At 70.3% G+C, this 12286-nt stretch carries 13 protein-coding genes and 1 tRNA gene; 13 read left to right on the top strand and 1 reads right to left on the bottom strand.

Annotated features, from left to right (window positions below):
- The 13 genes from PV363_RS10725 to PV363_RS10785 all read left to right on the top strand — a co-directional run.
- A partial coding sequence (locus tag PV363_RS10725; RefSeq protein ID WP_301022315.1) for an Rne/Rng family ribonuclease occupies positions 1–2386 on the top strand: 2386 nt, incomplete at its 5' end.
- A gap of 142 nt (positions 2387–2528) precedes the next feature.
- A complete protein-coding gene (rplU, locus tag PV363_RS10730; RefSeq protein WP_220344129.1) occupies positions 2529–2837 on the top strand; it encodes a 50S ribosomal protein L21 in 309 nt (102 codons plus the stop codon).
- 21 nt (positions 2838–2858) lie between these two features.
- Entirely contained in the window at positions 2859–3113 is a 255-nt protein-coding gene (rpmA, locus tag PV363_RS10735) for a 50S ribosomal protein L27 (protein ID WP_220344131.1), read from the top strand.
- Between the two features lie 148 nt (positions 3114–3261).
- Positions 3262–4773 carry a GTPase ObgE gene (gene obgE, locus PV363_RS10740; protein WP_301022316.1) on the top strand — a complete coding sequence of 504 codons (1512 nt, stop codon included), beginning with the start codon at positions 3262–3264 and terminating at the stop codon, positions 4771–4773.
- A 9-nt stretch (positions 4774–4782) separates the two neighbouring features.
- Positions 4783–5871 carry a glutamate 5-kinase gene (proB, locus tag PV363_RS10745; protein ID WP_220346541.1) on the top strand — a complete coding sequence of 363 codons (1089 nt, stop codon included), beginning with the start codon at positions 4783–4785 and terminating at the stop codon, positions 5869–5871.
- 109 nt (positions 5872–5980) lie between these two features.
- The gene (locus PV363_RS10750; protein WP_220344134.1) at positions 5981–6334 is read left to right on the top strand and encodes a hypothetical protein; all 354 of its coding nucleotides are present in this window, start codon (positions 5981–5983) and stop codon (positions 6332–6334) included.
- A 17-nt stretch (positions 6335–6351) separates the two neighbouring features.
- Complete coding sequence (locus tag PV363_RS10755; protein WP_220346542.1) at positions 6352–7611, top strand: glutamate-5-semialdehyde dehydrogenase; 1260 nt, start codon at positions 6352–6354, stop codon at positions 7609–7611.
- A 65-nt stretch (positions 7612–7676) separates the two neighbouring features.
- Positions 7677–7832 carry a hypothetical protein gene (locus tag PV363_RS10760; protein WP_220344764.1) on the top strand — a complete coding sequence of 52 codons (156 nt, stop codon included), beginning with the start codon at positions 7677–7679 and terminating at the stop codon, positions 7830–7832.
- Positions 7832–8503 carry a nicotinate-nucleotide adenylyltransferase gene (gene nadD, locus PV363_RS10765; protein WP_220344137.1) on the top strand — a complete coding sequence of 224 codons (672 nt, stop codon included), beginning with the start codon at positions 7832–7834 and terminating at the stop codon, positions 8501–8503. Before PV363_RS10760 ends, nadD begins: the two co-directional genes overlap by 1 nt.
- Positions 8500–8958: a ribosome silencing factor gene (gene rsfS / locus PV363_RS10770; protein WP_301022317.1), complete on the top strand. Its 459-nt coding sequence runs from the start codon at positions 8500–8502 to the stop codon at positions 8956–8958. Before nadD ends, rsfS begins: the two co-directional genes overlap by 4 nt.
- On the top strand, positions 8955–9656 hold the full coding sequence (locus PV363_RS10775; protein ID WP_301022318.1) for a histidine phosphatase family protein: 702 nt from the start codon (positions 8955–8957) through the stop codon (positions 9654–9656). The genes rsfS and PV363_RS10775 overlap by 4 nt, the downstream gene beginning before the upstream one ends.
- A gap of 41 nt (positions 9657–9697) precedes the next feature.
- Positions 9698–9773: transfer RNA gene (locus PV363_RS10780), tRNA-Ala, on the top strand.
- A 102-nt stretch (positions 9774–9875) separates the two neighbouring features.
- A complete protein-coding gene (locus PV363_RS10785; RefSeq protein WP_301022319.1) occupies positions 9876–10649 on the top strand; it encodes an MBL fold metallo-hydrolase in 774 nt (257 codons plus the stop codon).
- 16 nt (positions 10650–10665) lie between these two features.
- Here PV363_RS10785 and PV363_RS10790 read toward each other — a convergent pair whose 3' ends face one another.
- A complete protein-coding gene (locus PV363_RS10790) occupies positions 10666–11475 on the bottom strand; it encodes an MBL fold metallo-hydrolase (RefSeq protein ID WP_301022320.1) in 810 nt (269 codons plus the stop codon).
- Positions 11476–12286 lie beyond the last annotated feature (811 nt).

The raw sequence follows: 12286 nt of genomic DNA on the forward strand, positions 1-12286 counted from the left end.
CGCGCCCGCCGAAGCCGCTCCGGCTGTGGTCGAGCGCGTCGACGAGGTCGACGAGGTCGATGAGGAGGACGAGCAGGAGGTTCGACCGGCAACCTCGGCTCGCGCGCCCTTCGTCGCACCGCTCTTCCAGGCGCCCGAGCCCAAGGCCGCGCCGCGCCGCCGCCGCCGTGCAGCCGACGTGGCCGACGAGACGGAGGACCGCGAGGAGGACGGCCGCGGGTACGGCTCGGACGACCGCCGTGGACGCAGCCGTGACGACGCGGATCTGCCGGAGCGCGACCACGAGGACTCCGACTCCGACTCCGACGACGGCCAGGACGAGAGCGACGGCAGCACGCCCGGCCGTCGCCGTCGCCGCCGCGGTGGCCGTCGTCGACGTCGCTCGGGCAACGGTGACGACGTCGAGAACCTCGACCTCGACGCCGAGTCCGACTCCGGCGAGGCCGCAGAAGGCGCGACGACGGCAGCCGATGAGACCCCTGACGAGTCCGAGGACGACGACACCTCCGACGACGAGTCCTCGAGCACCGGTGAGGACGACAGCGGCACCTCGAGCCGTCGTCGTCGTCGCCGCCGTCGTCGCGGCGAGGACAGCGACGCGGCCGCGGACGACCCCGAGAACACCGTCGTCCGTGTGCGCGAGCGCCGCAGCGCCGAGGACGAGATCACGAGCGTCTCGGGCTCGACCCGGCTGGAGGCCAAGAAGCAGCGCCGCCGCGAGGGTCGTGAGGCGGGTCGTCGCCGCACGCCGATCGTCTCCGAGGCCGAGTTCCTCGCCAGGCGCGAGTCGGTCAAGCGCGAGATGGTCATCCGCCAGCGCGAGGACCTCACGCAGATCGCCGTTCTCGAGGACGACGTCCTCGTCGAGCACTACGTGGCGCGCGAGTCGCAGACCTCGCTCATCGGCAACGTCTACCTCGGGCGGGTCCAGAACGTCCTGCCCTCGATGGAGGCGGCGTTCGTCGACATCGGCAAGGGCCGCAACGCGGTGCTCTACGCCGGCGAGGTCGACTGGAGCAAGCTCGGTGACGGCAAGCCGCGCAAGATCGAGGAGGCGCTCAAGTCCGGCCAGTCGGTCCTCGTCCAGGTGTCGAAGGATCCGGTCGGGCACAAGGGCGCGCGGCTCACGAGCCAGATCAGCCTGCCCGGTCGCTTCCTGGTCTACGTGCCCGGCGGCCAGACCAGCGGGATCTCCCGCAAGCTGCCCGACACCGAGCGCAACCGGCTCAAGTCGTTGCTCAAGGGCATCCTCCCCGAGGACGCGGGCGTGATCATCCGGACCGCCGCCGAGGGCGCGACCGAGGACCAGCTCACCCGCGACGTCGAGGCGCTCGACGCCCGCTGGAAGGACATCGAGAAGAAGGCCGCCTCCGCATCGGCCCCGCAGCTGCTGTACGGCGAGCCGGACCTCACCATCAAGGTCGTCCGTGACCTCTTCAACGAGGACTTCGCGCGCCTCGTCGTCGAGGGGACCGACGCCACCGAGATCATCGACGGCTACGTCAGCCACGTCGCCCCGGATCTCAAGGACCGGGTGGAGGCGTGGAGCGGATCCGAGTCCGGTGACGTCTTCTCCGCCTACCGGATCGACGAGCAGATCGCCAAGGCACTGGACCGGAAGGTCTGGCTGCCGTCCGGCGGCTCGCTGGTGATCGATCGTACCGAGGCGATGACCGTCGTCGACGTCAACACCGGGAAGTTCACCGGATCGGGCGGCAACCTCGAGGAGACGGTCACCAAGAACAACCTCGAGGCCGCCGAGGAGATCGTCCGTCAGCTCCGGCTGCGCGACATCGGCGGCATCATCGTGGTCGACTTCATCGACATGGTGCTGGAGAGCAACCGCGACCTCGTGCTCCGCCGTCTGGTCGAGTGCCTCGGCCGCGACCGGACCCGGCACCAGGTGGCGGAGGTGACCTCCCTCGGGCTGGTCCAGATGACCCGCAAGCGGATCGGGACGGGCCTCCTCGAGGCGTTCAGCGAGCCGTGCGAGCACTGCCACGGCCGCGGCCTGATGATCCACGACCACCCCGTCGAGTCCAAGCGGGGCTCGGAGGAGAGCCGGCGCGGTCGCAGCGGCCGAGGTCGTGGGCGCAGCGACGAGGGAGACAAGCCCGCCAAGGGCGCCGACTCCAAGGCGAAGAAGGAGCCGAAGCCCGCGGACGACGCGCAGCCCGAGGCGCCGGAGCCGACGTCTCACGACACGGCAGACGCCGCGACGCAGGAGACCCCGGAGGCGACCACCCCGCGCAAGCGTCGCCGTCGCCGCAGCGGCTCGGAGGAGTCGAGCGACGGCCCGTCGGCCGAGGCCGGTGTTGAGGCCCCCGGTACGCTCGACGGAGGAGCCCCGGACCCCGCTTTGACCGGTGACAGGGAGACTCCGTAGACTAGATGAGCGGCGCGCCTGTGAGCGTGTCGGTCTGTGTGCCCGCACGAGCGCCTCGTGCCTGGTGACGGCACCACCCCAGAGTTTCAAGACAGCCAAGCTCCGACAGCGGAGCAGCAACGAGTGAGGATGTGAGTCGGCGGTGTACGCGATCGTGCGCAGTGGCGGCCAGCAGCAGAAGGTCGCGGTCGGCGACATCATCGAGATCGACAAGATCAAGACCACGGTCGGCGAGTCGGTCGAGCTCCCCGCCGTGCTCCTCGTCGACGGTGACGCGGTGACGTCGGACGCCGACTCCCTCGGCAAGGTCTCGGTCACGGCTGAGGTCCTCGGCGCCACCAAGGGCCCGAAGATCATCATCCAGAAGTACAAGAACAAGACCGGTTACAAGAAGCGCCAGGGTCACCGTCAGCACTACACCCAGGTCAAGATCACCGGCATCTCGAAGTGACGCGAAAGTAGGCTCGAGCACATGGCACACAAGAAGGGCGCCGCTTCTACCAAGAACGGCCGTGACTCCAACTCCCAGCGCCTCGGTGTGAAGCGCTTCGGTGGCCAGCAGGTCGGCGCGGGCGAGATCATCGTCCGTCAGCGCGGCACGCACTTCCACCCGGGCACCAACGTCGGCCGTGGTGGCGACGACACGCTGTTCGCCCTCGCCGCGGGCGCGGTCGAGTTCGGCACGCGTCGCGGCCGTCGCGTCGTCAACATCGTCCCGGCGGAGTGACCTGAAGGACTTCCACGACGAGGGGCGGGTCCGCATCGCGCGGGCTCGCCCCTCGTCTCGTTCCAGCCCCGTCGACGGCGTCCGCGCCCGTCGTACGGGACCGCGCATCAGCGCAGGTTGAGCGCGGCGTACTGAGGAGGTGGCACGGATGGCAGTTCCGACTTTCGTCGACAAGGTGACCCTGCACGTCAAGGGTGGCGACGGCGGCAACGGCATCGCCTCGGTCCACCGCGAGAAGTTCAAGCCCCTCGGTGGGCCCGACGGCGGCAACGGCGGCCGTGGCGGCGACGTCATCCTGCGGGTCGACTCCGACGTGACCACGCTCGTCGACTTCTACCACGAGCCGCACCGTCGAGCCGGCAAGGGGCATCACGGCAGCGGTGGCAACCGCAGCGGATCCCAGGGCGAGGACATCGTGCTCGCCGTGCCCGACGGCACCGTGGTCCGCGGGGCCGACGGCGAGATCCTCGCCGACATGGTCGGGCCCGGCTCGGAGCTGGTGATCGCCGAGGGTGGTCGTGGAGGGCTGGGCAACGCCGCGCTCGCCTCCAGCAAGCGGAAGGCCCCCGGCTTCGCGCTGAAGGGCGAGCCGGGCGACGAGCGGACGATCTCCCTCGAGCTGAAGGTCGTGGCCGACATCGGTCTCGTGGGGTTCCCGAGCGCCGGCAAGTCGAGCCTGATCGCCGCGCTCTCGCGAGCTCGGCCCAAGATCGCCGACTACCCCTTCACCACCCTCGTCCCCAACCTCGGCGTCGTGGTCGCCGGTGACGTGACCTACACCGTCGCCGACGTCCCCGGCCTGATCGAGGGCGCGGCGGACGGGCGCGGCCTCGGTCACGACTTCCTGCGTCACGTCGAGCGTTGCGCTGCGCTGGTCCACGTCATCGACTGCGCGACGATCGAGCCCGGGCGAGACCCCTTGAGCGACCTCGACGTCATCGAGAACGAGCTTGCGGCGTACGGCGGCCTCGAGGACCGCCCCCGTCTGGTGGCCCTCAACAAGGTCGACGTCCCCGACGCCAAGACCATCGCCGAGTTCGTCCGCGGCGAGCTCGAGGCGCGCGGTCTCGACGTCTACGAGATCTCGGCCGCCTCCCACGAGGGCCTCAAGGACCTCTCGTACGCGATGGCGGAGGTCGTCGCGTCCTCGCGCAAGAGCGTCACCGCGGCCCCAGCGACGCGCATCGTCCTCCGGCCGCGCTCGGCCGACGGCGAGGACGACTTCACGATCACGCACACCGCCGGTCAGTGGGTCGTCCGCGGCGAGAAGCCGGAGCGCTGGGTTCGCCAGACCGACTTCACCAACGACGAGGCCGTCGGGTTCCTCGCAGACCGGCTCAACCGTCTCGGCGTCGAGAACCGCCTGATCGCCATGGGCGCGGAGGCGGGCGACGACGTGGTGATCGGTGGCGTCGACGACGCGGTCGTGTTCGACTTCGACCCGCAGGTGAGCGCCGGCGCTGAGCTGCTCGGCTCGCGACGTGGCGAGGATGACCGGCTGATCGAGAACCACCGGCGCACCAACAAGCAGCGCCGCGAGGACCTGACACGCAAGCGCGAGTACGAGCGTGCGGCACGCAGGGATCGCGAGGCCGGGCGTGTGCCGCCCGAGACGCTCTGGTCCGAGGAACCGGCGCCGGACGGCGACGAGGACGTGTGAGGCCCTGAGGTGAGGATCGTCGTCAAGGTCGGCTCGTCGTCGCTCAGCTCACCGCGTGGCGGCCTCGACCTGGCGCGCCTGCACGGCCTCGTCGACGCCCTCGCCGCAGCGCGAGTACGCGGTGACGAGGTGGTGCTCGTCAGCTCCGGTGCCATCGCGACCGGGCTCTCGCCGCTGGCCCTGACGGCGCGCCCGCGTGACCTCGCGACGCAGCAGGCCGCCGCCAGCGTCGGACAGGGCCTGCTGGTGGCGCGGTACACCGAGCGGTTCGCGCGGCACGACCTCGTCGTCGGTCAGGTCCTTCTCACCATCGACGACGTCGTGCGCCGTACGAACTACCGCAACGCGTACCGGACCCTCGCTCGTCTGCTCGACCTCGGAGTCGTCCCGGTCGTCAACGAGAACGACACGGTCGCCACGAGCGAGATCCGCTTCGGTGACAACGACCGCCTCGCTGCGCTGGTGGCCCACCTCGTCCACGCCGACCGGCTCCTGCTGCTGTCGGACGTCGACGGACTCTACGACGGGAACCCGGCGACCCCGGGTGCCAGGCTCGTCCGCCACGTCCACGGCGACGCCGACCTCGAAGGGCTCGACATCGCCAGGCCGAGCCCGTCGAAGGTCGGCACCGGTGGCATGGTCACCAAGGTCGAGGCCGCCCGGATCGCGACCGGCGCCGGGATCCCCGTGCTCCTCACGAGCGCTTCGGAGGTCAACGGAGCGCTCGAGGGACGCGACGTCGGCACCACGTTCCACCCCACGGGACGGCGCCGCCCCACCCGCCTCCTGTGGCTGGCGCACGCGACGACCGGCAAGGGCCGCCTCGTCCTCGACGCAGGAGCGGTCCGCGCGCTCGTCGAGCGGGGTGCGTCCCTGCTCCCCGCAGGTGTCGTCGCCAGCGAGGGGACGTACGAGGCTGGGGACCCGGTCGACCTCGTGGACGAGTCGGGGAGTCTGGTCGCCCGTGGGCTGATCGGCTACGACAGCACCGAGCTGCCCAAGATGGTCGGTCGTTCGACCCACGACCTCGCAGCCGAGATGGGCGGGGAGTACGCGCGCGCGCTCGTCCACCGCGACGATCTCGTGCTCCTGGACTGAACCGGCCGCGGTCCGAGCGTGGTGCTCGACCCAATCGAGGAAACCCGGGGCTTGCGTTGCCGAGCCCCGGTTAAGGTGGCCGCGGACAGGCCGTCGGTGAGGAGGATCCGTGGTTGCGCAGGACAAGATGTGGCACGTCACCCTGACGGTGGCCGGCACGCCGTTCGCCGACGAAGCGGTGCGCTCGGCGATGCTGCGCCTGCGTGACGAGCACGCGTTCCTGCACTCCCTTCGCTACGACGTCGACCGCGCCGAGATCTGCTACTGGGAGCAGGCTCCCGACATGCTGGACGTCGCTGCGATGGCGATGCGCGTGTGGTCGGAGCACCGCGACTCGGCCGGACTGCCTCCCTGGGCGGTCGTGGGTCTCGAGATCCTCGAGCGGGACACACGTGACCGTCGCAGCCGCGCGGAGTCGCCTCCTGCGGTGGGCATGGTCGCTCCGGTCCCCGTCCATTTCTGAGTCACTATCCTGGTGACGTGAGCCACGACCTCGAGCCCCACGTCCACGAGTCCGCCCGGCGGGCCCGCGCTGCCGCACTCGACCTGCGGGCGGTCCCGCGGGCCGGCAAGGACGCGGCTCTGCACGCGATGGCCGACGCGCTGGTCTCTCACGCTGCCGAGATCGTCGAGGCCAACGCGAGAGACATCACGATCGCCCGTGAGGCCGGGGTCGGTGACAACATCATCGACCGACTCCTCCTCGACACCGACCGCATCGCCGCGATGGCCGAGGGCATCCGCGACGTCGCCGCCCTGGCCGACCCGGTCGGTGAGGTGGTCCGCGGCTCGACCCTGGCCAACGGTCTGCAGCTTCGCCAGGTCCGGGTGCCCATCGGGGTGATCGGGATGATCTACGAGGGCAGACCCAACGTCACTGCCGATGCCGCCGCGATCTGCCTGAAGGCGGGCAACGCCGTCCTGCTGCGAGGGTCGCGCTCCGCCGAGCACTCCAACGCCGCCATCGCGTCGGTGCTCCGTGACGCCGTCGCATCGGCGGGTCTGCCGGTCGACGCCGTCCAGGCCATCGACCCGTCCGACCGGTCGAGCTCGACGGCGCTGCTGAAGGCGCGCGGCCTCGTCGACCTCGTGATCCCTCGCGGCGGCGCTGGGCTGATCGAGGCCGTCGTCCGCGACGCCCAGGTGCCGGTGATCGAGACGGGGACGGGCAACGTCCACGTGTACGTCGATGCCGACGCCGACCTCGACATGGCGCTCGCGATCGTCGTCAACGCCAAGACCCACCGGACCAGCGTCTGCAACGCGGCCGAGTCGTTGCTGGTGCACAAGGCGGTCGCCGACGACTTCCTGCCGCGGGTGGTGGCTGCGCTGCACGAGCGCGACGTCACGATCCACGGGGACGCCACGTTCGCCGCGGCCGACGCCGATGTCGTGGCGGTCACCGACGAGGACTACGCCACCGAATACCTCTCGCTCGACATCGCCGCGCGGGTGGTCGACTCGTTCGAGGACGCGGTCGCCCACATCCGTACCTTCTCGTCCGGCCACACCGAGGCGATCGTCACCCGCTCGCTGGCGACCGCCCAGCGGTTCACCGCGGCCGTCGACGCCGCGGCGATCATGGTCAACGCCTCGACCCGGTTCACCGACGGGGGAGAGCTGGGGATGGGGGCCGAGATCGGCATCTCGACGCAGAAGCTGCACGCCCGCGGACCGATGGGTCTGCCAGAGATGACCACGACGACGTTTGTCGTCACGGGTGACGGGCACGTCCGCTGACCGGGGTGGCCCGCGTGCGAGCCGGGGTGGGACGGTAGATTGACCCCATGTCGTTGACTGAATCAGTGTTGAACGGGTCCGTCCTCACCCAGGTGGTGGCGCAGGGCGCCGAGCACGAGGAAGCCCTCTCGCCGTTCGTCGTGGGTGGGGCGACCTTGGTCTTCTTCCTCCTCCTGATCATCGGTCTCTTCGCGTTCGGCAAGGGACGTCAGCACACCTGATGAGCCTGCCGCTCGAGGTCGGCCGCCGCCCCCGCGTCGGGGTGATGGGTGGAACGTTCGATCCCATCCACCACGGCCACCTCGTTGCGGCATCTGAGGTGCAGGCGTGGTTCGGCCTCGACGAGGTCGTGTTCGTCCCTACCGGTGAGCCGTGGCAGAAGGCCGACCGCAAGGTCTCGCCAGGTGAGGACCGCTACCTGATGACGGTCATCGCGACCGCCTCCAACCCTCGCTTCTGGGTGAGCCGCGTCGACATCGACCGCGCCGGCCCCACCTACACCGTCGACACCCTGCGGGACCTCCGCGCCCACTATGGCGGTGACGTGGAGCTGTTCTTCATCACCGGCGCCGACGCGCTGGCCCAGATCCTGACGTGGCACAACGCGGGGGAGATGTTCGAGTTCGCCCAGTTCGTCGGGTGTACCCGACCAGGGCACGCGATCGACCCCCACACGCTGGACGGACTCCCGAAGGACCGCGTCACGATCGTCGAGATCCCGGCCCTGGCCATCTCGTCCACCGACTGCCGCGAGCGGGTGTCGCGACACGAACCCGTCTGGTACCTCGTCCCTGACGGGGTCGTCCAGTACATCGCCAAGCATCGTCTCTACATCGACGCGGTCGCCGCGTCGAACCACCCCGAACGCCACCCGAAGGGGGCACCCCAGTGACCGCATCCGAGCGGGCGCTCGAGCTCACCCATGCCGCGGCGGCTGCCGCAGCGGACAAGCTCGCGCACGAGATCATCGCCTACGACGTCTCCGAGCAGCTCGTCATCACCGACGTCTTCGTCCTCGCCTCGGCCGGCAACGACCGCCAGGTGCGTGCGATCAGCGACGCGGTCCAGGAGAAGCTCCTCGAGCACGGCGCCAAGGTCGTACGCCGTGAGGGGGAGCGTGAGGGGCGCTGGGTGCTGCTCGACTACGCCGAGATCGTCGTTCACGTGCAGCACGACGAGGACCGGTCGTTCTACGCGCTGGAGCGGCTGTGGGGTGACTGCCCGGCCGTGGCGCTGCCCGAGATCGGCGAGGCTGCGGGGCGCGTCCCCTCGGCGCCCACGTCGCGCGAGTCCACCGAGCAGGACGAGGTCCCGCTGGCGGGCGAGCCACCGGTCACGGACGCATGAGTCGCAGGATCATCGTCTGGCGCCATGGGCAGACGGACTGGAACGTCGCGGGACGCCTGCAGGGCCAGACCGACACCCCCCTCAATGCGGCCGGCCGAGCCCAGGCGGCGGAGATGGCGGCGCGGCTGGCCGTGCTCGGCCCCGTGCGCATCGTGAGCTCGGACCTCCAGCGGGCGTCGGCCACCGCGGCCGCGCTCGGCCGGATCGTCGACCTTCCGGTCGAGACCGACGAACGCCTGCGAGAGGTGGCCTTCGGAGAGCGCGAGGGGATGACGCGGCACGAGATCGCGCGCCGCTATCCCGAGGCGGAGGGTCGCTTCCGGCGTGGTGAGGAGATCGTGTCGCCCGGCGGGGAGACGCACGCCGAAGCGGCGGTCCGGTTCAGCCGGGCCCTGGAGGAGATCGTCCAGGCCATGGGCGAGGACGAGACGGTCGTCGTCGTCGCGCACGGTGCCGTCATCCGGGTGGGGATCTGTGCCTTCATCGGGCTGCCCGAGGAGTACTGGCGCTCGTTCGGCGGCTTCAGCAACGGTTGCTGGGCCGTCCTCCAGGAGGGCTTCGCCCGTTGGCAGGTCACCGAGTGGAACGCCGGCAACCTGCCCGTCCCGGAGATGAGCGATGATGCGGCGCACACCGAGGACCGTGGGCCCTTGCGACAGGGGGACCCCGATTTCGGTCCGACCGGGGCGACCCGCTAAGATCGACCTCGGCTCGATGAGCGGGAGACCGCTCGAAGCACGGGGCATTGGCGCAGTTGGTAGCGCGCTTCCATGGCATGGAAGAGGTCAGGGGTTCGAATCCCCTATGCTCCACCACGTGTTCTGAAGTCCCGACCCTGTCCCGCGACGCTGGACAGGGTTCTTCGTCTGACGGGCTTCTGGACGTCCCTGTCGTGAGCCCGTGGCACGATGGCGCGTGTGGACCGCGCGCCCGTGACGCCGATGGCCGTCACCTGGTGGGGGCACTCGACAGCGACGGTCGAGATCGGTGACACCCGCGTCCTCACCGACCCGGTGCTCCTCGACCGGGTGGTCCACCTGCGCCGCCGCTCGATGTCGCCGTCGGCGTCTGCGGCACGGGCCGATCTCGTGCTGGTCTCCCACCTCCACCTCGACCACTTCCACGTCCCCTCGTTGCGACGCCTTCCGCGGGGCACGCCCGTCGTGGTCCCCGAGGCCGGTGGAGGGCTGCTCGGAGGGCTGGGGCTCGACGTGTACGAGGCGGTTCCTGGCGACAGGCTCCGCGTGGCCGGTCTCGACGTCGAGGTGACCGACGCCGACCATCCCGCGTCGCGCCACCGCTGGTCCCGCCGAGCCTCGCAGCCGCTCGGGTTCCGGATCGTCGGTGACCGTACGTTCTGGTTCCCCGGTGACACAGGCCCGCACGCGGACGTGAGGCGGATCGCGCCGGTCGACCTCGCACTGGTGCCGATCGGCGGGTGGGGCCCCACGCTCGGTGAGGACCACCTGGATCCCGAGCAGGCGGCTGAGCTGGTGGCACGGGTGGGAGCTCGTTGGGCCGTACCGGTGCACTGGGGGACGTTCTGGCCGGTGGGTCTGGGGCGCGTGGCTCCCGCGATCCGTCACCACCTGTTCGACACACCGGGCGAGCGCTTCGTCGACGCGACCGAGGGGTCGCCCACGCGGGCGGTCCTGCTCGCTCCGGGAGAACGTGTGGAGCTGGCCGTCTAGATCTCCGGTGATCCGGTCACCGAGCGCCCAGGTCGTGACGGACGCGGCGACCGGCAGCCTCGTGCTCGGCGAGGAGCCAGTCCGCGGCGTCGGCGAGGCGAGGGTCAGGGTCGTCCTCGCCGTCCAGCGGGAGCGACGCGAGATAGGCGCGGTCGGCGTCGATCCTGCGCCGGAGCTCGACACCGTCCCCCGTCGACCCGTGCCCGGGCACCACGACGGCCACCGAGCGTGCGACCTCGTCGAAGACGTCGAGGGCCTCGGCATAGTCGTCCCAGGGGCGACCGGCCTCGAGATCGAGCAACGGAATCTCCACGTCGGAGAGCATGTCGCCGGCCACCAGGACGCCGACGTCGGTCACCATCAGCGCGGCATGGCCTGGCGCGTGCGCGCGGTGCTCGAGCACGCGGACGTGGCGGCCGGTCCAGGGGAGCACGATCGCGCCGGGTTCGAGGGCGACGACCCGCCCGAGTCCGGAGGTGTCGACCTCCTCGACAGCAGCACGCGCCTTGCGGGCGTTGTCGTCCACGACGGCGAGCGCCCTCGCCGCGCCGGCGTCGGTGGCCCACCGTGGCGCGTCCCCCAGGGACGGACGCCACAGGAGGTGGTCCCAGTGCGGGTGGGTGGAGAACGCTCCGGTGACGGTGAGGCCGCGTGACGCCAGTGCTGGCGCCAGCGCGTCGATCTCGTCGGCCGTGACACCCGGGTCCACCACCACGCACTCCCGTCCGTCGTGCCCGACGACCACGGTGGTGGTCGTGGCGCAGAACGGGTGGGTGATCACCAAGACGCCGTCGGCCACCTCGACGAGGCGCTCGCGCTCGTTCATCGGTCCTCCCGGGTCGCGAGCGCCGGCCGGATCCCGCGGGCGACGACACATCGAGGGCTGGGCTCGTTGCGGTGCATCGCGTAGACGGGTCGCTCTAGAGATGCGATGTCGTTCGACGCTCGGTGTTGTTCGGTCACTGTCCGCCAAACTTCGCCGTTGGTGTTCGAAAGTGGGTGAGACACCACGTGGCCAGTGTGATGACCGCGATGCCAGCAGCAGCGGTGGCGAGCAAGAGACCATTCTCGATCGCCGAGTGGCCTCGTTCTTCCGGCGTCGACGTACTTCCACCCCTGTGCCCAAAGCCACATGCAGGCGAGCAGGGAAGCGGCTCCTACGACGGTGAGTGCCCCGTTTCCGACGCGCCATGCGTGCGGAGTCCGATCTGTCAGGGTCGTGATGATGCCCATCGCGAGCCAGAGTGGACTTCCGAAGGCGCCGACGACGCACGCAAGGTCGAGGACGAGGTCAACAGGCATATGCGCCACCCCGCGGGCACATGTACTGATCGCGCATCGTGTCCAGGTTCCTGTTGAGGCGCCGCGGCGCCACTCGCACAGAGCTCTCTCCAACCCTATGCACCGGCCGCCTACGACGTGCTGGGGTCACGAAGAAACCCGGGCGGTCAAGAGCGCGTACTCGGAATGGGTCGAACGTGCCGAGGAAGGGTCGGCGACGATCGGGTAGGTAGCACCAACGTCCGCCCTTTAAGGCCGTACATCCTCACCGAAACGCCGTTTGACGACACACGGGTACCGGCTAGGTTGGTCCAGGTGCCGGCGGGGCCGGAGGCGTTGAACAAGCCTTTGACCGT

The organism is Mumia sp. (assembly GCF_028803055.1).
In the GTDB taxonomy this organism is placed as follows: domain Bacteria; phylum Actinomycetota; class Actinomycetes; order Propionibacteriales; family Nocardioidaceae; genus Mumia.

Excerpts from the sequence above, each read along its gene's own strand:
- PV363_RS10790 (WP_301022320.1), bottom strand. The coding sequence starts at position 11,475 with ATGAACGAGCGCGAGCGCCTCGTCGAGGTGGCCGACGGCGTCTTGGTG.
- obgE (WP_301022316.1), top strand. The coding sequence starts at position 3,262 with ATGGCAGTTCCGACTTTCGTCGACAAGGTGACCCTGCACGTCAAGGGT.
- rpmA (WP_220344131.1), top strand. The coding sequence starts at position 2,859 with ATGGCACACAAGAAGGGCGCCGCTTCTACCAAGAACGGCCGTGACTCC.
- nadD (WP_220344137.1), top strand. The coding sequence starts at position 7,832 with ATGAGCCTGCCGCTCGAGGTCGGCCGCCGCCCCCGCGTCGGGGTGATG.
- PV363_RS10775 (WP_301022318.1), top strand. The coding sequence starts at position 8,955 with ATGAGTCGCAGGATCATCGTCTGGCGCCATGGGCAGACGGACTGGAAC.